Raw genomic sequence first — 21,113 nt, 5'->3', positions numbered from 1 at the left:
TCAATATGTGGATATATACAAAAACGCCTTAGCTTGAATGTTAGCTAAGGCGTTGTTTTATTTGGCGCTCCCGACAGGATTCGAACCTGAGACCTGCCCCTTAGGAGAGGCTTTTTTTAGTGTTTCTTAATGAACAGTGGTGAACTTTAATAATCAAATAATTGATTGTTTTTAAAAGATAAAATGATTATCTTTTGTTTTTTGTTGTTCATTTTTGTTCGTCTGAATATAATGAATCTGCTACATATTTGCTACACAGGAATCGCGTTTTGCTACACATGTGATACACAGCGTGGTGTTCGAGTAAAAGTGGGTCATTTATGCCGATAACTAAAAAAATCACTACAGCGACAATCAAAAGCCTCAAGGTGGAAGACAAAAGGTTAAATGATACGGAGGTATCCGGTTTTCATGCGCGGATTTCACCAAAGGGACATATTAGCTATTATCTGTTCTATCGCTTTAACGGTAAGCAGCATAATTACTTAATAGGTTCTGCCAACGTCCTTACTCCTGCTCAGGCAAGAGATCAGGCTAAAGAGCTTTCTGGTCGAGTAGTGAGTGGTGTGAATGTTCAAGAAGAGAAACAAGTAGCCAAGAAAGAAGAGGAACGAAAGAACCTTACTTTGGGCTCATACCTCAAAAATACATACTTGCCATATCTGGTGGCTCTTAATCCTAAAACTGCTAATAAAGCCTATAGAAATATCACTTCTGCTTTTAGCTTGTTCCTAGATATGAACTTAGTTTCTATTTCCTCATGGGATTTGCAGCAGTGGGTTACTGAACGTCGGAAACAAGGAGTATCGCCAGCAACGATTACTTATTCCTTTAATCGTCTAAAAGCTGCTATGAATCGAGCTGTTGAATGGGAGTTAATTGAAAAGCACAACTTCAAGAGTATTAAGCTAGTTCGAGAAGATAATACTCGTATACGTTACTTAACCGTTGTTGAAGAAGATGCTTTGTTTAGGGCTTTAAAAGAGAGGGATAAAGAAGTTAGGCAGCAAAGAGAATCGGCAAACCAATTCAGAAAAGAGCGCAACTTAATGCTATTTCCTACTTTTGATGATGCTCGGTATGTTGATTATCTTGAGCCTCTTGTGATCACTGCAATAAATACAGGGTTGCGTAGAGGCGAGTTGCTTTCACTTCGATGGAGAGAGATTTCTTTCGATAAAGGTTACTTAACGGTAACGGCACAGAATGCAAAATCTAAGATGATTCGAAATGTACCGTTGAACAATACGGTTTTTGATGTGCTCAAAACATGGAGGACACAAAACCTTGATTCTGAGTTTGTGTTTGTTGGAGCTGGAGAAGAAGCTATTACCGATGTTAAGAAACCTTGGATGAGAGTTCTTAGTAACGCCAATATTGAAAATTTTCGCTTCCACGATTTACGCCACCACTTTGCCAGCAAGTTGGTTATGGCAGGGGTCGATCTAAATACTGTTCGTGAACTACTTGGTCACGCTGATCTCAAAATGACTTTACGTTATGCGCACCTTGCTCCAGAACACAAAGCAGCGGCAGTTAATCTTATTGGCTAAAAACGTGAGTTGTTTTAAACAATATAACCTAATGAATTTCAAATCTATTTGAAATCATTTAAAACGTATTTCGAATCTAAATTCTCTTACGTAACGTTATATAACATTACGTTACGTATCGTTAGATAACATTACATACATAGCTAAGTGGGTTAAATGACAGTTTTAAAGCGGCGATTTATACGATTAGATGAAATTGAGTTATGTACCAATTTTTCAAAAGGCGATATTTTGGAATATGTAGAAGAAGAAAAACTATCGTATTGCGCTGTTGTCAATCTACGTTCTATGGCTGCGGCACATCTAGCACAAGGTAAAGACGCTGTGTCTTGTGTATTTAAATATGATGGTGTTGCACAGTTATCTACATCGGATTCCCGAAAGTTTGCTAGAACAAATCAGAAACAAATGATTGAAAGGGTACTCGTTTTACAGCCTGAGAAAATTGCTGGCTGGGCAGAGCCTGAGCAATATTTTGGAAATATTTCTAATAGTCGATTTAAAATTATTCGCAATGTTTCCAAATCGGATAAACCTTTTGTTGCCTTCACAAAAGTTGAAGTCGGGCAATCATTAAACCAAATGGGGAAGAATTTTTTATCTAAATTGGCAAGTATCAGTAATTCTGATATGCCAGTAGCTTTTGACAACAAAAGCTACTTTCAATCTTCTTCAGTTGTTATACAGCCACAGGATATTCGTCTAGACCTAGAAGAAATCGCTTTAAAGCTGGGAGAGCCACAGTCTGTAGCTCAATCAGTGACTGACGATGTGAATGTCATAACACATCCTATTGATCAAATCGTATTTCGTGTTCTTCAACAAGCGCCTTCTCTTACCGCTGACAAAATTTGGGTCATTATTCGCAAAGATGTAAATCAAGAAGGGGGACGTAAGTATGATATTGATAATGTCATAGATGACATTACTGCAGATAATCTATGTTGGTTTGGTAAAGGTATAGAGTCTGAAAATACAATGACTTATGAATCTTTTAGGAAGAGTACGGTTTATCGTATAAGAACCCTAATTAAAAATAAAAAACATAACGTCGTCAGTAACGTCGTCAGTAGCGTCAACTGACGTTTTTGATGATTATTGTTGAGTCTCCATAAACACAAGGAGACAACAATATGTCACTCGCTACCGTTGGGAAACGCGCATACACAGAGCAGGAAACTGCTGTCTATATCGGAATGAGCCGTTCATTTCTACGTCAGGCTAGAATGGAAGGTCAGCGTAAGAACCGTACCGATGCCCCACCTTTCATTAAAATTGGACGCGCTGTCCGTTATTTAAAAGAAGACTTAGACCAGTGGCTAGAAAGCCATACTAAGTTAGACCATCTGTCTCAGGAGGTATTTAGCTATGCCTAACCTGACCAAAGATCAAATCACATTATTACATTGGATGAGTACCGGACGAAAGTTTGAAGTATGCTCAGATGAAAGTTGCCCTAAACGTGGCGACATTGTTCCGAAAAGGCGTCTTCCAATTCAAGTTTCTAGTCGGACAATAAGTAGGCTCGTTAAGGAGGAACTTATTATAGGAACTCCTAAGCTAGTTTATGGGATTCGCTGGGATGCTTATTCGATAACAGCTAAAGGGAAGGCAGCGGTATGAGTTGCCTTAATCTAACCTTTGTTGACCGTGATGACAGAGCCTTTGTAGAACAAAGGCTTTCTTCGTTTCCGCTAGAAATACAACGTATCCTATTTAACAAGTACTTAAGCCAGCCTACTAAGTTTGAGCGAAATACTTACCTTCGGATCACCACAGATAAGATTGCACAAAAACTTTCTATTCCTTTAAGCAAGCTTGAATTGAACCTATCGGAAGATGACCTAAGAGCTAAGGCAAAGCATTTGGCTAAGTCCACATTTGCTCTACGTCGTCAGTATTTGGATGATGAGTTAGCTTTATATCCGGTTCGTCTTTTTGTTCAACAGCAGGGTATAAATCAGACAACTGTAAATTACAGTCTAAACGGTGAGTTAAGTCGCTACGGAGATTATAAGTGGTGGTTAAGAAAACTCAGAAAGTCGTTAAGACAAAATATTGAAGCGGTTCTGCATCATCTTAACCAGGTGAATAAACAGAAGAGTTTATATTGTTCAAACCCAACGCTATTGGCTCGAATTCGTCAGAAAGACTATCAGCGTGCTTACTTAGAAAATACGATTGCCACTAATGAGCTTGGTCAAAGCTTCTCCTTGTTTGAACTATCTCAGAAAGGAGTATCTAACCCAACGATTCGCAAAGGTGAATTGATGATGAGAGCAAGAGGGTTTGAAGACTTAGCCAAGGAATTAGGACATGAAGCAACTTTTCTTACTATTACCTGCCCATCTAAATACCACCGTAGCTACTCAAAATCAGGTCATGAGAACCCTAAGTGGGAAGGGTATACCCCATTAGATGGACAGCAATATCTGAATAACATTTGGCAGTTAATGCGATCTAAACTGAATCGATTAAATATTCGTTTCTATGGGTTCCGTGTAGCGGAGCCTCAGCATGACGGTACACCACATTGGCACTTGCTCTTATTTGTTGAGCCTAGCCGTTACGAAGAAATGATAAATATTATGCGTGAGTACGCTTTACGCGAAGATGGTGACGAGATCGGTGCGACTGAACACCGCTTTACTGAAGTGAAAATAGACCCAAAGAAAGGCAGTGCGACAGGCTACATTGCTAAATACATTTCAAAGAATATTGATGGTAGTGATTTAGATGATGGTGTTTACGGCGAGGATCCAAGAGATGCGGCAGCCCGTGTTGACGCTTGGGCGTCATGCTGGGGGATTCGTCAATTTCAGCAGTTAGGCGGTTGCTCGGTTACTGTATGGCGAGAGCTAAGACGTTTGAAGAGTGTAGAAGGTCTTGCTCAACTAGCTAAGGAAATTGTTGAAGCGGCAGATTCTGGTAACTGGAAACTGTTTACTCAAAAAATGGGTGGAGTATTTAGTTTGCGCAAAGAACAGGTCTTTAAGCCTTACTACGAGCTTTCAGTGGATACAGATACTGGCGTAATTAAAACGAGCCAATATTGCGATAGTGAGCTTATGAGAGCTTTGAAAGGCGTATTTACTGCTGGACGTGAGATTATCACGCGTGTTTTTCAGTGGCGAATAGATGCAAGCGTTCGCCCTGCTTTTTAACTTGGAGTTCTGTGAATAACTGTATTTTTGACGTATGTAAATTGAATATGCCCCATTCCTTTTTGCGACGCTATTTGCTCTCGTCTTATTTGACAATAGTTTGACCAAATTTAAGCAATGTCACGAAGGCCACTCTTAACATAAAAAATACATATACTACAAACAACTCATTGTAAAAAATCAAATAATATGTATTTTTCTTTATAGAAAGTGCCAAGTGTGACTAGTCTCACTAATTTAATATTGAATATCTATTTATTTCTTATCATGAATCATTCGCTCGGTTAATCTTTTTCGGCTGCGTTTATTCGTGGCTGTTTTATATAAAATAAGGAATTAACAATGAAAAAAGTTGTCTTATCAGTGGTTACGGCGATCTCTATCGCTGCTCTTTCTGGTTGTCAGTTGACAGGTTCTAGCGAAACTCCAGACTTAACAAACGCAGATTTCAATACTATGGATTGTGATCAAATCGAACAATTGTTCACAGATTACAAATCAAACATGGAAACATTGGATTCAGGCTCTAGCATCCTAAGTGCGGTTGGTATGGATACAGGTACTGCTGAAGCTAAAGCAACGATGAGCGCTGCATACAACCAAGCAGCTACAACTGTGCGCCCAGTTCTAAAAGCAAAATCTTGTACTTTTACAGTATAAGTAATCTTATTAAACTAGTTTAATAAAATATAGGCCTCACAAATGTGGGGCTTAATTATATTGAAATACTTAAGCTTTCGCCAAATTGCTATGAGAATTTATTGTTTATTTCCCGCACTAATGCAGTGGGTGGTGCCTGAAGAGCGATTTAATGATTTTTTATGAACAAAAGAGAATTATTCTTTAATCACTAAGGTTTAAACAATAGGAAGTTCCTCTGTGAAACATCGTTTACAGAAAAATCAAAAACGATATTACAACTTTCAACTAAAGATAAATAAAAACATTATGAATAAGATAACGCCATTATTAGCAATATTGATCACCAGTTTTACTATATCTGGATGTAACGATGATAATGAAACTTATCCTGTTGTGACGGTGGAAGCTCCTGAAGACCCAATAGTGGGAAGCTGGCTAATACAAGAGCCATCAGCGTTATTATCCGTAGTGGTTTCAAAAAACCGAACCGCGAAGATAACCGTTCACATAGAGGAAAAGGATTATATTGGAATCATTCCTGAGATAGTCCAAAAGTCAGGCCAAAATGTCGACAAAAATATCACCCTACGACATTACCAATCTTTGCCGTTCGGTGACCACATCTTGGATAAAATTAGTGGCAATTTCACTATGGATGTCACCCAGACGACCCCTTATGTATCCGCGACTTTAAATTTCGATCTAAAAAGCGAATCTTCATCTACTCATCTAAAGCTATACCGTGAAAATGTTCCATCTAGTACGGGCTTTGGCCCTAGCGAAGAAAGAGTTAGCTTCAGCGATCTTGACTACAATTTCCCTATGAGCATTGACCCTGAAAAAGTGAGCTTTAAGCACATTGGTGACGGAGAGATTGAAATACATGATACTCGTTTTGGTAACTGTAGAATTCATTCCAAGTTAATTCCCACCAACGCAAATATTTTTCAAGGGACGGCTGGGATGAACTGGACTCATGAATTTAAAATTGATGACAGTAATACTAATTGTAAAGTTGAGAATGGTTCCGTTGGCATTTTAGACATTGGTAAAAGTGTTGACTACATAACGATGAGTATAATGGCTCCTTTAGATAATCAACTGATAACATTACATGGCCAAATAAAGCTAAATTAATTAACAATTACATCTCATACATAGAAGCGAGGTGATGTACTGCATACCTCGCTTTATTGTATTTGTTCTAATACATCCAAAGGGTAAGGGATATGACATCCCAGATAGCAATCTAGAGAGCTTGGTTCTGACTAAATCGCTTATTCAAGATTATGAGCTGATCATTCTCAATGATAATGCATGACAAAACGCTATAGGGTTCTGATTCCTCTGTGTTCCATTGCCGCCCTATAGCGTAGTAGTAAAGTAAAATTGGCTATTGATCTGAATCAGCAAAACTGAACATGCGGATAAGCGACTTTTCCATACCTAAGTTAATCCGTGTGAAAGTTAATTTGAAATAATCACTAACTCAAAAATGTCCAATGATGTTTTTGAACGAACAGTGAAAACTGATTGAGACGAAAAAATAATTACCTTTCTATCTTCCCTAAAATCGTTTCCTTGTACTAGCTTACTGTCGCAGCCAATTCACCCATTGAATCTGCTACACATTTGCTACACAACAATCCGAAAACTAAAAAGGCTTAGTGATGATTTTTCACTAAGCCTTTGTTTTATATGGCGCTCCCGACAGGATTCGAACCTGAGACCTGCCCCTTAGGAGGGGGCCGCGCTATCCAGCTGTGCCACGGGAGCAGGGCTCTTATATTACTCAATTATTTGAATAAGTTAACCACCGATAAACACTTTTAATTCTGTTTGTGCATAACGTCGCCAATTTGCACGCTCGATAGTAGTTCTGGCTGATCAATCATCAGTTCAGCGTCGTTTTCATAAACACGTGATACCGTTAAAGTGATATCACTTTGGGTAACTTTATTGCGTGGCAAACCTTTTTGATCAATGAATGCGCCTGTGTGCCACAGTTGCAGTTTATCGCCTTCTTGAACGCCGTGAATTCTGCCTAAATCCATGGTTATTGTGTTGCCAAATTTGGCAACAACTTCAGGAAGCGTAATCTTGCACGAAATTTCAGACTCTAAGTCCAACATAATATTTCGGCTTACTCTAAGTAACATATCGCCATAAGTAGAAGCCCAGAAGCGTGCGCTTCGCGTATCGATTTGGCTGGTTTTAGCAAAAGGCCAACGAGCGACTTCACGATAGTTATGTTTAAAGACTTCACTGCCAGTTTTGCCATCGAACACTTTCATCTCTAAAGCGAACTGACGGTTAATGACATCATCTTGTAGTAATTTCTGCTCGATAGTCGCCGTAAGATCAGTAATTACACCCCCAATGATGTATTGTGCGCCGGTATCTTGAGCAATCATTTTGATTCGTTCAGGATTACGGGCGTTGATATCATAGTTGGTGGTACCGACAGAGACGAAGCTTCCTGACTCCTGACCGATTTGGCGGTTTACTACTTCGGCAAAATCATCTCCCAGACTATAAATCTGCCCCATTACCGCTTGTTGAGGTGATGCTAAATCAATATTGCCGACTAAGAAGGTCTTTTTATATTGGTTTTGCTGGCAACCTGCTGCCGATGGGTAGATGTCAATACGAGCTCGAACACTCATCACATCGTTTCTAGAAGTTGTCTGTTCAATCAGGATGTACCTTACTTCATGGTTTGAAAACTGGTATTCGGTACGTTCTGATTCTAATAGCGGCATTAAATTGCTGATACTGCCAATATCTGCCCCGGCAAATTTTACCGCCTTATAAATGGCGTTTTCTAATGCGTGGAGTCGGGCGGCACTTTCTGTCGAAACAACAGCGGCAGTACCTGTCACTTCATACCATTCTGCATAAGCTCTGGGTACGCTGAGTGTTGCTGAAAGTATTGAAATTAAACAATAAATAATTTTTTTCATTATGAATTACCAGTTAGGTATAAATTTTGCTTCTTAATTCGTAGCTGATGTAGGTATCGCGTTTCTGAATAGTAGACGAATTTAGAAAAGCAAAGAGTGTTCCAGTTTCATCAGTGAGAGTGAAATGGAACCGATGCCTTAGTATATCTGGAGATGAAGAGAATGAAAAAATGGCTTCCTTTAGTGCCAGCAGTTTTTTTGACTGCATGTGCCTATGCCCCGATTTATAACGGAAAAGAGCCGTACTCTGGTTCACAATTTATGTTGATGGAGAGTCCAAGACATACTTTGGATTTCTTTGTAGAGAGTATGACTGAAGATTTAATGATATCGAACACGAGTATTACTGCACGTAATGCTATTGCTGTGACCTCATTTGTTGATCTGCAAAATATGGATACAACAAACTGGTTGGGTAATTCGGTATCCGAAGGGTTTATTTACCAGTTCCAACGCCGTGGTTTTAAGGTTGTTGACTATAAAACCACAGGTACGATTCAAGTAACGCAGCAAGGCGATTTTGCGTTTAGCCGCGACTGGAAAGACTTAGCTCAAGAGCAAGAAATCCAATACGTGTTAACGGGCACTATGCTTCGTCAAGATGGTGGCGTTCTTGTTAATGCTCGTGTTGTTGGTTTGCAATCTCGTATTGTTGTGGCGACTGCACAAGGTTTCCTACCCGCTGATCGCATCGGTAGAGATTTAGATACTTTGAACAGTATGCGTACTCAAGATGGTGTTCTCATTCGTTCTGATCCAACGATGAAGCAACCTTACACTGTCATTCTGCGCCCATAGGAGTTTATGATGAAACAATGGTTATTGGTCCTAGTGACAGCGTTTGTAATGATGGGGTGTCAGCCTCTTCAAACAACAAGAGCCGATGATTGGTTAACTGCGGTGGGATACGCGAGTATCAGTGAGCAGAAAGGGCGTGATGTTGAAGAGAAGCGAGTTCGAGCGATGCGAGCTTCAAAAATTGATGCTTACCGCGAGCTGGCTGAACAAGTCTATGGCATGCGTGTTAGCGGCCGAGCGGAGCTAAGCGATCAGCGTCTTGGTACTGAACGTACCAGCGGTGAAGTTGATGGTGTTATTCGAGGTGCAGAAGTGGTTCGTAGCTATAAAGTTGGCGACAGCTATGTAACGGAATTACGTCTAGACATTAATAAGATGAACATGCTTCGAGATTACGGCGAAGTTCAGCAGGTGCCTGAAAAACGTCAGCAAACTCTGTTCTAACTGTCTCGGTTCTATCTCTTGTAGTTTTAATTATCACTCTCCAGATACTTAAAATCGGCATACAAAAAAGCGGCAAATATTGCCGCTTTTCTATTTTCTGGTTTTATTGCCGTCGCCTGTCATCAATACTGTGACCATTAATACTGCGACGTGCCGATTACGCTTTGAGATTGGTACCCAAAGTCGAAACGGATTGAGTGCGGCCTGTTGCGCTATAAGTCATTCCAACTTTGCCCAAGCTTTGCTGCATCATATTATTGAGTTTATTAAAGCTAAGTTGTGCGCGATTCAGGGCTTCGCCATTTATCAAGTTGGCTTGCTGGCAATCGTGAATAACAGAACGAATTTGATTGGTTAACTCATTGAGGTAGCTATCCTCAGCCAGGCTCGAGACATGAGGATGAGCAGCAATTCGTTGATCTGTCGTTTGCAGTTGGTTAACCAAAGTGGTTTTCTGTTTGGCAAGCGCTTCTATATCCGCAGATATTCGCGAAGTAATTGCGATTTTCTCTTTTTCCAACAGCACTGATAATTCTTGTGCGTTTTTAAGTTGGAATTCGATCAAGTCTTTTAGTGCTGCCATAACTTAAATTGCCTATAAACCGAATCGGGTTAGTTAAAGCCACCCAATTCTTTTTCAAATCTGATCATATTGTCGGCCAGTTTTTCTGAATCAACAACATAAGATCCGTTTGCGATCGCCTCTTTAATCGCAGCAACTTTAGCGCTGTCGAAGCTAGGGGTCGTCGTCATGTCGTTATGCAGTTCACCAATGGCCTTTCCCTGATGGCTAAGCGATACAGAATCTTGCTTAACAGCACCACGGTTGGTCGCACTTGATGTTGATGAAGATGCATCTGAATTAGAACGAGCAGGGGCGCGATTCGTCGTGTTTAACGAATGCCCTGAGCGTATGTTATCAATGCCTGCCATAAATGAGCCTTTTTTAAAATATGAATCTGTACTGTCAATATCGACATGTAGAAGAATAACTTTAGCAATTTTATGGTTTCGTGACGAATTTAATGCTTTTATTGTTAAGTAACTAAAACTGAACGGTTACTTCGCCAATACCACTGACTTGCGCATCTATTATACGGTTAGATTTATCATTTTTCACTTTTATCTGTTCACCGAAGCTTCCGTCAGATAATGCTGTTCCTTTAGTAGTAATATTCATACCACTGGCGTTTGCTTGGATAAGTACACTGTCATTTCGGCATACCACACAGATATCATTTTGTTCGATAACATCACCTAACTTCACGTTTTTCTTGGTTTTTGCTCCGACCACTCTCTCTATCGAGGAAAAACCTTGCCGTCTAAAGCGCAGCAGATCTACCATACTGATAGTTATATCGTTGTCTGTTAAAACTTGTCCTCTGCTAATATGATTAGCAGCGGTAACCATAGGAACTCGCATTGTTAGGCGAACGGGAACATAGATTTTCCAGTTATCTGTTTCGCATTCAACTAACACGGTGATGTTGCTGGCAGACGCATTACTGGATGACGAAGAGGTTGTGAGAGTGTTTGGGCAATCGGTGGCGAATATGCGGTCATCTATGTTTGCGGCATTCACTACGAGCTCGCCTCCTTCGGCGACTTCAACACTGCTCAAAACATGATTTTCAGCGGCATTTTGAATCATTTTTACTTGCTCTGGTGTTGCAGCAAACAAAGAAAGACTAAAGAAAGCTAACAAAAAACCGATAGAGTTAAAAAAAATATTATAGAAAGCTCTACACTTAGATAGGGAATGTAGATGTAAACAGATCTTCGGATGCATTGTTCGTGTCTCTCGTTTCTTCATAGCGTGTAGTAGACTACCACTTTTTTATGAACATAAGTTTGAGATGGAGATGTGCTTATGACGGGTATTCTTGATTCTGTGAATCAGCGTACGCAACTTGTCGGCCAAAACCGACTAGAATTACTGACTTTCCGTCTTAACGGACACCAACGTTATGGCATTAACGTTTTTAAAGTCAAAGAAGTTCTACAATGTCCTAAATTGACTGCTATGCCTAACTTGCATCACTTAGTTAAAGGTGTTGCCCATATTCGTGGTCAAACGCTTTCTGTTATTGACTTAAGCTTGGCCATCGGTGGTCGTCCGACTCAAGATGTTCAAAAAAGTTTTGTTGTCATTGCGGAATTTAACCGTACAACTCAAGCTTTTTTAGTAAGTTCGGTTGAACGTATAATCAATATGCACTGGGAAACAATTCTGCCTCCGCCAGAAGGTGCTGGTAAAGCCAACTATCTGACAGCAGTAACCAATATTGATAACGAGCTGGTTGAAATTCTCGATGTAGAAAAGATCCTTGCAGAAATCGCACCAGTTAATGAAGAGATGGATGCTAGTATCGGTCATGATATTGCGGAAGCTGAACAAGAAAAGGCGATTGTTCGTCGTATTTTAATTGCAGACGACTCGACAGTAGCTCGTAAGCAAGTTCAACGAGCGATAGAGTCAATCGGTTTTGAATGTATTTTGACCAAAGACGGTAAAGATGCATACGAAAAGCTGTTAGAAATGGCAAAAGAAGGTAGTATTTACGAACAAATCTCTTTGGTGATTTCGGATATTGAAATGCCAGAGATGGACGGCTACACCTTAACGGCAGAAATACGCCGGAATAATGAATTAAAAGATCTCTACGTTATACTGCACTCATCACTGAGTGGGGTATTTAACCAAGCTATGGTTGAACGAGTAGGTGCAAATGCATTTATCGCTAAGTTTAACCCTGATGAGCTTGGTAATGCGGTGAAGGCTGCGCTAGTAAAATAAAGAGAAATTAATGACTGCTATTACTATAAGCGATCAAGAATATCGCGACTTTTGCCGATTTCTGGAATCTCAATGCGGGATCGTGTTGGGAGACAGCAAACAGTACTTGGTGAGAAGTCGTCTCAGTCCACTTGTGACTAAATATAAGTTAGCTAGTTTATCTGACCTGTTACGAGATGTCGTAACAGGGAGAAATCGTGATTTGCGTGTGGCAGCAGTTGATGCGATGACAACCAATGAAACCTTGTGGTTTCGTGATACGTATCCGTTTACTGTGCTTGCTGAGCGTTTACTGCCAGAAATGGCGGCAAAAAAACGCCCAATTAAAATCTGGTCGGCGGCGAGTTCTTCTGGTCAAGAGCCTTATTCAATGGCAATGACTATCCTTGAAACTCAGCAGCGTCGTCCTGGTTTACTTCCAAGCGTGTCGATCACGGCAACGGATATCTCAGCAAGCATGCTGGATATGTGTCGTGCAGGTGTCTATGACAACCTCGCTCTGGGACGTGGTTTGTCTCCTGAGCGCCGTCGTGCATTCTTTGAAGATGCAGGGGATGGACGTATGAAGGTAAAAGATAGCCTCAAACGTTTGGTGAACTTCCGCCCGCAAAACTTAATGGAAAGCTATGCGTTGCTCGGTAAGTTCGACATCATTTTCTGTCGAAATGTATTGATTTACTTCTCGCCAGATATGAAAGCCAAAGTATTGAATCAGATGGCAAACAACCTAAATCCCGGTGGTTACCTGCTGCTTGGTGCATCTGAGTCTTTAACTGGGCTGACGGACAAGTTTGAAATGGTGCGTTGTAATCCAGGCATCATCTATAAGCTCAAGTAAGCCATAAGCTTCAAACCCATTATTTTCTAAAGCCCAGCCAAGCGCTGGGCTTTTTCTTTCCTTTCTGGTTCTCTGTTCTATACCTAAAGAGAGACATTCCAAATCTCTAAATTTATAGGTTTGCTACTGCCAAAACGGCGTGCTTTTTGCAAACTGTTTTATGCAAGCTAAAAGGTTGCAACACGAGAAAAGATTAATTGCGAATTAGTAAATTTAAAAGTTGGTACGCTAATTGCTTTTAATCTATGACTAACGGTCAGTTCTTATTAAAGAGGCAAAGTATGGCTATTTCTTTCAACAACGCACTCGGTATACACCAGCATACGGTGGGTGTTCGTGAACGCAATGCAGAGGTTATCTCTACTAACATTGCTCAAGCGAATACACCTGGGTTTAAGGCGAAAGGAATGGACTTCAATAAGGCTTTGCAGGCGGCAAGTTCGGGGGCAAGCATTGGTCTTAGCCGTACGGACGGTCGGCACATTCCTGCCTCTACGACTGTGACAGGGGAAATGCTTTACCGCGTTCCAACTCAACCTGACACTGGTGATGGCAACACGGTGGATGTGGATTTAGAGCGTAACTTGTTTATGCAAAACCAGATTCGCCACCAAGCATCACTCGACTTCTTAGGAAGTAAATTCAAGAACTTAACGAAAGCAATTAAAGGGGAGTAATTTAGATGAGCTTATTTAATGTGTTCAATGTGACAGGTTCCGCGATGAGTGCAGAGTCTGTTCGTCTAAATACAACCTCAAGTAACCTTGCTAACGCGGACAGTATCAGCAGCTCTGCTGAAGATACTTATAAAGCGCGTCACGCAGTGTTCGGTGCCGAGTTGAGTAAAGCACGTTTTAACCGCGACCCAAACGTGCCTGTGAAAGTGTTAGGTATTGTGGAAAGTGATAAACCGCTATCAGCGGAGTTTAACCCTGACCACCCACTTGCGAATGACGAAGGCTATATCTATAAGCCTAACGTTAACGTAATGGAAGAAATGGCTAATATGATTTCTGCATCACGTTCATACCAAACGAACGTACAAGTTGCAGATGCAAGTAAACAAATGCTGCTGCGTACGCTGCAGATGGGTCAATAAGGATAAGGAGTTAGCGTATGGCCGGAATAGATAACGTTGGTCAAAGCGGCTTGTCCTATGTTGACCAGCTGAAAGCTCTTCAAGAACAGAAGAAGCCGACTGAGAGCACAGGTAAACAAGATCTTAAACAAGAAGATTTTCTTTCCCTGCTCACGAAGCAACTTTCTCAGCAAGATCCTTTTAAGCCGGTTAGCAATGACCAGATGATTGCGCAAATGGCATCATTTGCGACGGTTGATGGTATTGGCAAGATGAACACTCAATTTGAGAGTTTGAACTCGGCAATGACATCTAACCAAGCCTTGCAAGCATCATCACTGGTAGGTCGTGATGTATTGGTACCTGGTGCTGCAGGCGTTAAGAAAGATGATGCAGGCATGGCGGCAATGGTTAAGCTTCCAAGTTCGGTAGAGAATTTATTTGTTCGTATCGAAGACGAAATGGGACAGCTAGTTCGTACTATGGATGTAGGAGCTAAACCGGCCGGTGACAACCGTGTCGAATGGGATGGAAAAGATCAAAACGGTAATCCATTGCCGGCCGGCAAATACAAAGTGAAAGCCGCTGGTCTACTAGATGGAACAAGTACTGAATTTGGCGTATCTACTTACGCTAACGTCAATAGTGTTCTGCTTGGTAAGGGTGATGGTAACGTACTACTCAATCTAGCTGGTTTCACATCACCAGTGAAACTTGCTGAAGTACTTGAAGTTGGCAAAGCATAGAATGCTAGCTAGATAGGAGAATTTGGAATGTCATATGTATCTCTTAGCGGTTTATCCGCAGCTCAGTTAGACCTGAACACAACCAGTAACAACATTGCGAACGCAAACACATTCGGCTTTAAAGAGTCACGTGCGGAGTTCGGTGATGTTTACTCAAGCTCTTTATTTACCAACGCTAAAACCACTCCGGGTGGTGGTGTACAAGTGAATAAAGTTGCCCAGCAGTTCCACGAAGGTTCAAGTATTTATACTAACAACCCAATGGACTTGCGTATCTCGGGCACTGGCTTTTTCGCGGTATCTAAAGATCGCCTTATTCCACAGCAAAATGAATTGACTCGTAACGGTGCTTTCCACCTGAACAAAGACAATTTCATGGTGACGTCGAATGATGAGTTCCTACTGGGCTATCAGGTAAACCCTGATACTGGTGATGTGCTTTCTTATGAACCACAGCCACTGAACATTCCAGCAGAGTTTGGTAAACCTAAACAAACGGCAAACATTGAAGTAGGTGTAAACCTTCCAGCAAACGGTGATCTGAAAGATCCAGCGTTGTTTGACTACAATGATCCTGAAACTTATAACCGCTCAACGTCATCGACCATTTATGACTCAATGGGGCAGTCGTATAAGCTAACTACGTATTATCTGAAAGACCAAACTCAGCCAAATACGTGGCAAACTTATTACACAGTGACAGACAAAGACGGTGAGAAGCCATTGAACATCACTGGTGGTGATGCGACTACACCGACTGGTCATGTTGGTCACTCCATGAAGTTTAACAATGACGGTACGTTAGCAAGTTTGAACAACGGGCAGCCAATTGTTTCTGATCCTCTAGGCGCAGGTGCAAATCCTATTAACCTAAATGGCGCAGATGTTAACCAGACACTCTCCTTTGGTCTAGATTCAGCAACTCAGTTTGCTGCACCATTTGAATTGACTAAGTTCGATGAAGATGGCGCAACAACGGGTTTCTTAACTAAGATCGACTTTGACGAAAACGGTAGTGTGCTAGGCACTTACTCAAACGGTGAAAACATCACTCTAGGCCGAGTTGCGTTAGTACGTGTATCTAACGAACAAGGTCTGGATAAAAAAGGTGGTACTCAATGGGATTCAACTCAGTTCTCTGGTGACAAGATCTGGGGCGAATCAAACAAAGGCTCTTTTGGTTCGATCAACAACGGTACTTTAGAGCAATCCAACATTGATATGACCCAAGAGTTAGTGGATTTGATCTCTGCTCAACGTAACTTCCAAGCTAACTCACGTGCGCTTGAAGTTCACAACCAGCTACAACAAAACATCCTGCAGATTCGATAATACGATCTTCGTATATATGGTCATCTGGTCTATCAAGCCAGCGGCAACGCTGGCTTGATAGGATTGCCAGCTTGCCACATTGCCGCGGCAAACCTCCCCGTAACACCCCTTCTACTTACTATAACTTTCTGTTTTATATTAAAAATAAAACTTGGCACACCTATTGCTTTATAAGTCGTAACAGATGAATTTTGGAGCAAATTATGGACCGTGCATTGTTTCTCGCCATGAGTGGCGCAAAGCAAAATATGCAAGCTATGCAGCTAAGAGCGAATAACTTGGCCAACGTAAGCACAACTGGTTTTCGTGCTGACTTAGCACAAGCTCGTTCAATGCAAGCATATGGTGATGGTCTGCCTAGCCGAGTGTTCAGTATGACTGAACGCCCAGGAAACAATTTCCAGCAAGGCAGTGTTATCACAACGGGACGTGATTTGGATGTCACCATTCAAGGCGATGGCTGGATTGCTGTTCAAGACAAAACCGGCGCTGAAGGTTTAACTCGTAACGGTAATTTGCAGATCGACCAAACCGGTCTTTTGCTTAACGGCAATGGTCACTTGGTGCTTGGTGAAACTGGTGCGCCAATTACTTTACCGGTACCAGTGGCAAAAGTTGAAATTGGTAACGACGGTACTATTTCTGTTCGCCCGCAAGGCGCTCCAGCAGATGCAATGGAAATCGTCGACCGTATTAAGCTTGTTCGTCCAAACAACCAAGATTTATATAAAGATGTTAATGGTCTTTTCCGCGCGAAAGATCCAAACACGGCATACGATGCAGATGCCAATGTAAAAATTCTGACCAGAGCCCTAGAAGGCAGTAACGTCAATGCGGTGGGTGAAATGACCAGCCTAATCGAGTTACAGCGTCAGTTTGAAATGCAAGTCAAAATGATGAGCACGGCAGAAGACATGGACAAATCGTCCGATTCTCTGCTTCGTATGAGCTAACCAATTGAAAGGAAATTAGTATGCAGCCGGCATTATGGGTAAGTAAAACAGGCCTCGACGCGCAGCAAACCAATATTGCGACGATCTCGAACAACTTAGCGAACGCATCAACCATTGGTTACAAGAAGAGTCGTGCGGTCTTTGAAGATTTGTTCTATCAAAATATTAACCAGCCTGGTGGTCAGTCATCTCAGAATACTGAATTGCCAAGTGGTTTGATGTTAGGTGCGGGTTCTAAAGTGGTGGCTACTCAAAAAGTACACACCAATGGTAACGCACAAACGACAACCAACAGCCTCGACATGATGATCGAAGGGGATGGTTTTTTCCAAATCCTGATGCCGGATGGCAATATCGGTTATTCACGAAATGGTCAGTTCACACTGAATGATGAAGGTGTAATTGTGACCTCAGGTGCGGGCTACGCTTTGGACCCTGAAATTGTGGTTCCTGAAGATGCTATATCAATCACTATCGGTAATGACGGTGAAGTGTCGGCTCGAATTCGTGGTCAGCAAGACAACCAAGTTTTAGGGCAGATCACCACGGTAGATTTTATTAACCCAGGTGGTTTAGAGCCGATTGGTCAGAACCTTTACTTGCCGACAGGGGCAAGTGGTGACCCACAAGAAGGTGTGCCGGGTCTAGATGGCCTAGGTAGCATTCGTCAGTCAACACTGGAAAGCTCAAACGTTAACGTAACTGAAGAGCTGGTGAATATGATTGAAGCTCAACGTGTCTATGAGATGAACTCGAAAGTTATCTCGGCAGTAGACAAGATGATGAGCTATGCGAACCAGCAGCTATAACCCAATAGCAGTAACTTTGGTTTATATAGAGTGATTGAGAGATAGTGATGATGAAACGTTTACTTAGCCTAATTTTTGTTTTGACGGTTTCTGGTTGCGGATTACTGCCAGAAGAGATCGAAACTTCGGATGTGACTGCTGGAACTACGGTCGTAGATGCGGTTGAAGGTGACAAGGCTGTTGAAACTGATACTGGCATGGTTGATACTCTGCGTAAACGGACTGATCCTGTTGCTGGCGATCCTGCATGGGCACCGATTCACCCGAAAGCTAAGCCGGAACATTACGCAGCAGAGACGGGTTCACTATTTAATTTAGCTAACTCAAGTAGCCTTTATGATGATTCAAAACCTCGTATTATTGGTGACATCATTACAGTGACCTTGGATGAAAAAACCAAAGCGGCAAAAAGTGCTGATGCTGATTTGTCAAAATCGAATGATGCATCGATGGATCCTCTTGCCGTCGGTGGGCAGAACTTAACCGTGGGTGATTACAACTTTTCCTATGCGTTAAAAAATGACAATAAATTCAGCGGCAGTGCAGAAGCTAACCAGAGCAATAGTCTTTCGGGTTCGATTACAGTCGAAGTTATTGAAGTACTGGCAAACGGTAACCTCGTGATTCGTGGTGAAAAATGGTTAACCTTTAATACCGGTGATGAGTACATTCGTTTAAGCGGAACTATTCGTCCTGACGACATTGATTTTGATAACACCATTGCTTCAACCCGTATTTCTAACGCTCGAATTCAATATTCTGGTACCGGAACGAACCAAGATATGCAAGAACCTGGATTCTTGGCACGATTTTTTAATGTGTCTCTGTAGATTAAGCTCTACAGTCGAAGAATTGACAGAATTAAGTTGATATCGATGAGGCCTAATTGGCCTCATTTGTTTTTTTGAACTCAGGTCGGCAGACCTAACGTTAACGGTAACCCACAATGAAAAAACTCACTTTGTTATTGATGATGCTAGTGACAGCAAGCGCCAACGCTGCTCGCATCAAAGATGTTGCTCAAGTAGCAGGTGTGCGTAGTAACCAATTGGTGGGCTACGGTTTGGTGACTGGTTTGCCGGGTACGGGTGAATCCACACCTTTCACAGATCAAAGCTTCAACGCCATGCTGCAAAGCTTCGGCATTCAATTGCCACCTGGCACTAAGCCAAAAACCAAAAACGTTGCCGCTGTAATCGTGACGGCTGATTTGCCAGCATTCTCTAAGCAAGGTCAAACGGTCGATATTACTGTTTCTTCAATCGGCTCAGCGAAAAGCCTGCGTGGCGGCACATTGATGCAAACCTTCTTAAAAGGTTTGGATGGTCAGGTCTATGCTGTGGCACAAGGTAACTTAGTTGTTAGCGGCTTTAGTGCCTCTGGCGCGGACGGTTCAAAAGTCGTGGGTAATAACCCAGCGGTGGGTATGATTTCAGGTGGTGCGATTGTCGAGCGTGAAGTTCCAACACCATTTGGTCGCGGCGATTTTATTACCTTCAACTTACTGGAGTCGGATTTTACTACTGCTCAACGTATGGCAGATGCAGTGAACAACTTCCTTGGCCCTCAAATGGCATCAGCGGTAGATGCTGCATCAGTTCGCGTTCGTGCTCCTCGTGATGTGAGCCAGCGAGTGGCATTTCTTTCTGCGATTGAAAACTTAGAATTTAACCCAGCAGACGGATCGGCAAAAATTATTGTTAACTCCCGCACTGGTACTATCGTTGTTGGTCAGCACGTTCGCTTAAAACCCGCGGCAGTGACTCATGGTGGTATGACAGTGGCTATTAAAGAGAATCTAAATGTCAGCCAGCCGAATGCTTTCTCTGGTGGTCAAACCGTGGTTGTTCCTAATTCGACTATCGAAGTAGAAGAGAAGCAGGGCAAGATGTTTAAACTTGAGCCGGGTGTGACTCTCGATGAACTTGTACGTGCAGTAAACGAAGTCGGCGCAGCGCCTTCAGACTTAATGGCAATCCTGCAAGCTCTTAAGCAAGCAGGTGCTATTGAAGGTCAGTTGATCATTATCTAAGGAGATTAAGATGATTAATAACTCTAACGATATTGGTTTTATTCACGATATTGCCAGCCTAGATAAACTGCGTAAGCAGGCTGTGGGTGGTGATGAAAACTCAGAAAAAGAAGCGTTAACTGCGGCAGCTCGTCAGTTTGAATCGATCTTTACCAACATGATGCTGAAGTCGATGCGTGACGCGAATTCTGGCTTCAAATCGGAACTGTTTAACAGTCAAAATGAAGATTTCTATCGTCAGATGCTTGATGAGCAAATGACCAGTGAACTGAGCTCGTCGGGTTCGCTTGGTTTAGCGGATATGATTGTGGCGCAACTGTCTGCTGGTGAGAAATCACAATCTGGCGGTGAAGATGGTTTCCAAGAAGCGATGCGCCGTGTAGAACGTTCTCGCGAAGCACAGGCAAACCGAGCAGAAATGAGTGATGACAGTGAACTCGCGATGGCTGGTAGTGCTACTGCTAGTGGCGCAGAGGCTCAACAGGCGGCAAACTTTGAATCACCGCGTTCATTTGTTTCTTCATTGAAGCCTTATGCTGATAAAGCGGCAAAAGCGTTGGGCATTGATGCCTCTCTACTGATTGCTCAAGCGGCATTAGAAACAGGCTGGGGGCAGAAAGTGGTTAAAAATGCCCGTGGTAGCAGCAACAATTTATTCAACATTAAAGCGGATCGCAGTTGGCAAGGAAACAAAGTGGCAACTCAAACCTTGGAGTATCACCACAATACACCTGTTATGGAAAAAGCGGCATTCCGTTCGTATAACTCTTTCCAAGACAGCTTTAACGATTATGTTCGTTTCTTAGAAAAGAACCCTCGTTACACTACGGCACTGAATCATCAAGGTAGCAACGAAGAGTTCATTCGAGGTATTCATAAAGCGGGATACGCAACTGACCCAGAATACGCAGACAAAGTGCTACGAGTGAAATCTCAAATCGACCAGATGGGCGAACTTTAAATT

Annotated in this window: 23 protein-coding genes and 1 tRNA gene; 19 read left to right on the top strand and 5 right to left on the bottom strand. The window is 42.0% G+C overall.

Translation table 11 applies throughout. From position 1 onward, the window contains the following. The first annotated feature begins 320 nt into the window (after positions 1–320). The 6 genes from AAGA51_RS11655 to AAGA51_RS11630 all read left to right on the top strand — a co-directional run bounded on the left by AAGA51_RS11655 (position 321) and on the right by AAGA51_RS11630 (position 6,496). Positions 321–1,553, top strand: a complete 1,233-nt coding sequence (locus AAGA51_RS11655) for a tyrosine-type recombinase/integrase (protein ID WP_042480030.1) — start codon at positions 321–323, stop codon at positions 1,551–1,553. A gap of 156 nt (positions 1,554–1,709) precedes the next feature. Continuing rightward, a complete protein-coding gene (locus tag AAGA51_RS11650; RefSeq protein WP_042480028.1) occupies positions 1,710–2,636 on the top strand; it encodes a hypothetical protein in 927 nt (308 codons plus the stop codon). 50 nt (positions 2,637–2,686) lie between these two features. Beyond that, a complete protein-coding gene (locus AAGA51_RS11645; protein WP_042480026.1) occupies positions 2,687–2,929 on the top strand; it encodes a helix-turn-helix transcriptional regulator in 243 nt (80 codons plus the stop codon). Positions 2,930–3,172: 243 nt separating this feature from the next. Beyond that, positions 3,173–4,717 (top strand): replication endonuclease, encoded by a 1,545-nt coding sequence (locus tag AAGA51_RS11640; RefSeq protein WP_042480020.1) that lies wholly within the window; start codon positions 3,173–3,175, stop codon positions 4,715–4,717. Positions 4,718–5,059: 342 nt separating this feature from the next. Then, positions 5,060–5,377, top strand: a complete 318-nt coding sequence (locus AAGA51_RS11635; RefSeq protein WP_042480019.1) for a hypothetical protein — start codon at positions 5,060–5,062, stop codon at positions 5,375–5,377. 219 nt (positions 5,378–5,596) lie between these two features. Beyond that, positions 5,597–6,496 (top strand): hypothetical protein, encoded by a 900-nt coding sequence (locus AAGA51_RS11630; RefSeq protein ID WP_042480018.1) that lies wholly within the window; start codon positions 5,597–5,599, stop codon positions 6,494–6,496. Between the two features lie 562 nt (positions 6,497–7,058). Here AAGA51_RS11630 and AAGA51_RS11625 read toward each other — a convergent pair. Together AAGA51_RS11625 and AAGA51_RS11620 are read right to left on the bottom strand one after the other, a co-directional pair. Continuing rightward, a tRNA-Arg gene (locus tag AAGA51_RS11625) sits at positions 7,059–7,135 on the bottom strand. 53 nt (positions 7,136–7,188) lie between these two features. Continuing rightward, entirely contained in the window at positions 7,189–8,322 is a 1,134-nt protein-coding gene (locus AAGA51_RS11620; protein WP_042480015.1) for a flagellar assembly protein FlgT, read from the bottom strand. A gap of 162 nt (positions 8,323–8,484) precedes the next feature. Here AAGA51_RS11620 and AAGA51_RS11615 point away from each other — a divergent pair, with 162 nt between their 5' ends. Next, a complete protein-coding gene (locus tag AAGA51_RS11615; protein WP_042480013.1) occupies positions 8,485–9,120 on the top strand; it encodes a FlgO family outer membrane protein in 636 nt (211 codons plus the stop codon). Between the two features lie 9 nt (positions 9,121–9,129). Next, on the top strand, positions 9,130–9,564 hold the full coding sequence (gene flgP / locus AAGA51_RS11610) for a flagellar assembly lipoprotein FlgP (RefSeq protein WP_042480011.1): 435 nt from the start codon (positions 9,130–9,132) through the stop codon (positions 9,562–9,564). 157 nt (positions 9,565–9,721) lie between these two features. On the opposite strand, the gene AAGA51_RS11605 is transcribed toward flgP, so the two are convergent. From AAGA51_RS11605 to flgA, 3 genes are all read right to left on the bottom strand, one after another. Beyond that, on the bottom strand, positions 9,722–10,147 hold the full coding sequence (locus AAGA51_RS11605) for a flagella synthesis protein FlgN (protein WP_042480009.1): 426 nt from the start codon (positions 10,145–10,147) through the stop codon (positions 9,722–9,724). Between the two features lie 29 nt (positions 10,148–10,176). Further along, a complete protein-coding gene (flgM, locus tag AAGA51_RS11600) occupies positions 10,177–10,497 on the bottom strand; it encodes a flagellar biosynthesis anti-sigma factor FlgM (protein ID WP_042480007.1) in 321 nt (106 codons plus the stop codon). Between the two features lie 112 nt (positions 10,498–10,609). Then, positions 10,610–11,377: a flagellar basal body P-ring formation chaperone FlgA gene (gene flgA, locus AAGA51_RS11595; protein WP_081878633.1), complete on the bottom strand. Its 768-nt coding sequence runs from the start codon at positions 11,375–11,377 to the stop codon at positions 10,610–10,612. A gap of 57 nt (positions 11,378–11,434) precedes the next feature. Between flgA and AAGA51_RS11590 the strand changes: the two genes are divergently transcribed. The 11 genes from AAGA51_RS11590 (at position 11,435) to flgJ (ending at position 21,110) form a co-directional block, all read left to right on the top strand. Further along, complete coding sequence (locus AAGA51_RS11590) at positions 11,435–12,361, top strand: chemotaxis protein CheV (RefSeq protein WP_042480005.1); 927 nt, start codon at positions 11,435–11,437, stop codon at positions 12,359–12,361. Between the two features lie 10 nt (positions 12,362–12,371). Further along, positions 12,372–13,199, top strand: coding sequence for a protein-glutamate O-methyltransferase (locus AAGA51_RS11585; protein WP_042480002.1), 828 nt, complete (start codon positions 12,372–12,374; stop codon positions 13,197–13,199). Between the two features lie 281 nt (positions 13,200–13,480). Continuing rightward, positions 13,481–13,876, top strand: a complete 396-nt coding sequence (gene flgB / locus AAGA51_RS11580) for a flagellar basal body rod protein FlgB (RefSeq protein ID WP_042480001.1) — start codon at positions 13,481–13,483, stop codon at positions 13,874–13,876. 5 nt (positions 13,877–13,881) lie between these two features. Continuing rightward, entirely contained in the window at positions 13,882–14,298 is a 417-nt protein-coding gene (flgC, locus tag AAGA51_RS11575; RefSeq protein WP_042479998.1) for a flagellar basal body rod protein FlgC, read from the top strand. A gap of 17 nt (positions 14,299–14,315) precedes the next feature. After that, positions 14,316–15,023 carry a flagellar hook assembly protein FlgD gene (gene flgD, locus AAGA51_RS11570; protein WP_042479997.1) on the top strand — a complete coding sequence of 236 codons (708 nt, stop codon included), beginning with the start codon at positions 14,316–14,318 and terminating at the stop codon, positions 15,021–15,023. A 27-nt stretch (positions 15,024–15,050) separates the two neighbouring features. Next, positions 15,051–16,355, top strand: a complete 1,305-nt coding sequence (gene flgE / locus AAGA51_RS11565; protein WP_042479994.1) for a flagellar hook protein FlgE — start codon at positions 15,051–15,053, stop codon at positions 16,353–16,355. Positions 16,356–16,558: 203 nt separating this feature from the next. Further along, positions 16,559–17,308 (top strand): flagellar basal-body rod protein FlgF, encoded by a 750-nt coding sequence (flgF, locus tag AAGA51_RS11560; RefSeq protein WP_042479991.1) that lies wholly within the window; start codon positions 16,559–16,561, stop codon positions 17,306–17,308. A gap of 20 nt (positions 17,309–17,328) precedes the next feature. Continuing rightward, on the top strand, positions 17,329–18,117 hold the full coding sequence (gene flgG / locus AAGA51_RS11555) for a flagellar basal-body rod protein FlgG (protein ID WP_042479988.1): 789 nt from the start codon (positions 17,329–17,331) through the stop codon (positions 18,115–18,117). A 50-nt stretch (positions 18,118–18,167) separates the two neighbouring features. Next, positions 18,168–18,947 (top strand): flagellar basal body L-ring protein FlgH, encoded by a 780-nt coding sequence (gene flgH / locus AAGA51_RS11550; RefSeq protein WP_042480737.1) that lies wholly within the window; start codon positions 18,168–18,170, stop codon positions 18,945–18,947. Between the two features lie 116 nt (positions 18,948–19,063). Next, positions 19,064–20,149, top strand: coding sequence for a flagellar basal body P-ring protein FlgI (locus AAGA51_RS11545; protein ID WP_042479986.1), 1,086 nt, complete (start codon positions 19,064–19,066; stop codon positions 20,147–20,149). A 10-nt stretch (positions 20,150–20,159) separates the two neighbouring features. Continuing rightward, positions 20,160–21,110 (top strand): flagellar assembly peptidoglycan hydrolase FlgJ, encoded by a 951-nt coding sequence (gene flgJ / locus AAGA51_RS11540; RefSeq protein ID WP_042479984.1) that lies wholly within the window; start codon positions 20,160–20,162, stop codon positions 21,108–21,110. The last annotated feature ends 3 nt before the right edge of the window (positions 21,111–21,113 follow it).

The sequence above is a fragment of the Vibrio diazotrophicus genome (assembly GCF_038452265.1).
In the GTDB taxonomy this organism is placed as follows: domain Bacteria; phylum Pseudomonadota; class Gammaproteobacteria; order Enterobacterales; family Vibrionaceae; genus Vibrio; species Vibrio diazotrophicus.
Note: the sequence above shows the minus strand (reverse complement) of the source record. Positions and strands in the feature narration are given on the sequence as shown.

Bases quoted from the DNA above. Each gene is read 5' to 3' on its own strand.
- AAGA51_RS11620 (WP_042480015.1), bottom strand. From the start codon at position 8,322: ATGAAAAAAATTATTTATTGTTTAATTTCAATACTTTCAGCAACACTC.
- flgC (WP_042479998.1), top strand. From the start codon at position 13,882: ATGAGCTTATTTAATGTGTTCAATGTGACAGGTTCCGCGATGAGTGCA.
- AAGA51_RS11635 (WP_042480019.1), top strand. From the start codon at position 5,060: ATGAAAAAAGTTGTCTTATCAGTGGTTACGGCGATCTCTATCGCTGCT.
- flgH (WP_042480737.1), top strand. From the start codon at position 18,168: ATGAAACGTTTACTTAGCCTAATTTTTGTTTTGACGGTTTCTGGTTGC.
- flgJ (WP_042479984.1), top strand. From the start codon at position 20,160: ATGATTAATAACTCTAACGATATTGGTTTTATTCACGATATTGCCAGC.
- AAGA51_RS11585 (WP_042480002.1), top strand. From the start codon at position 12,372: ATGACTGCTATTACTATAAGCGATCAAGAATATCGCGACTTTTGCCGA.
- AAGA51_RS11650 (WP_042480028.1), top strand. From the start codon at position 1,710: ATGACAGTTTTAAAGCGGCGATTTATACGATTAGATGAAATTGAGTTA.
- flgM (WP_042480007.1), bottom strand. From the start codon at position 10,497: ATGGCAGGCATTGATAACATACGCTCAGGGCATTCGTTAAACACGACG.
- AAGA51_RS11655 (WP_042480030.1), top strand. From the start codon at position 321: ATGCCGATAACTAAAAAAATCACTACAGCGACAATCAAAAGCCTCAAG.
- AAGA51_RS11615 (WP_042480013.1), top strand. From the start codon at position 8,485: ATGAAAAAATGGCTTCCTTTAGTGCCAGCAGTTTTTTTGACTGCATGT.
- AAGA51_RS11545 (WP_042479986.1), top strand. From the start codon at position 19,064: ATGAAAAAACTCACTTTGTTATTGATGATGCTAGTGACAGCAAGCGCC.
- AAGA51_RS11590 (WP_042480005.1), top strand. From the start codon at position 11,435: ATGACGGGTATTCTTGATTCTGTGAATCAGCGTACGCAACTTGTCGGC.
- flgD (WP_042479997.1), top strand. From the start codon at position 14,316: ATGGCCGGAATAGATAACGTTGGTCAAAGCGGCTTGTCCTATGTTGAC.
- AAGA51_RS11640 (WP_042480020.1), top strand. From the start codon at position 3,173: ATGAGTTGCCTTAATCTAACCTTTGTTGACCGTGATGACAGAGCCTTT.
- flgG (WP_042479988.1), top strand. From the start codon at position 17,329: ATGCAGCCGGCATTATGGGTAAGTAAAACAGGCCTCGACGCGCAGCAA.
- flgF (WP_042479991.1), top strand. From the start codon at position 16,559: ATGGACCGTGCATTGTTTCTCGCCATGAGTGGCGCAAAGCAAAATATG.
- flgP (WP_042480011.1), top strand. From the start codon at position 9,130: ATGAAACAATGGTTATTGGTCCTAGTGACAGCGTTTGTAATGATGGGG.
- AAGA51_RS11645 (WP_042480026.1), top strand. From the start codon at position 2,687: ATGTCACTCGCTACCGTTGGGAAACGCGCATACACAGAGCAGGAAACT.
- flgA (WP_081878633.1), bottom strand. From the start codon at position 11,377: ATGAAGAAACGAGAGACACGAACAATGCATCCGAAGATCTGTTTACAT.
- flgB (WP_042480001.1), top strand. From the start codon at position 13,481: ATGGCTATTTCTTTCAACAACGCACTCGGTATACACCAGCATACGGTG.
- flgE (WP_042479994.1), top strand. From the start codon at position 15,051: ATGTCATATGTATCTCTTAGCGGTTTATCCGCAGCTCAGTTAGACCTG.
- AAGA51_RS11605 (WP_042480009.1), bottom strand. From the start codon at position 10,147: ATGGCAGCACTAAAAGACTTGATCGAATTCCAACTTAAAAACGCACAA.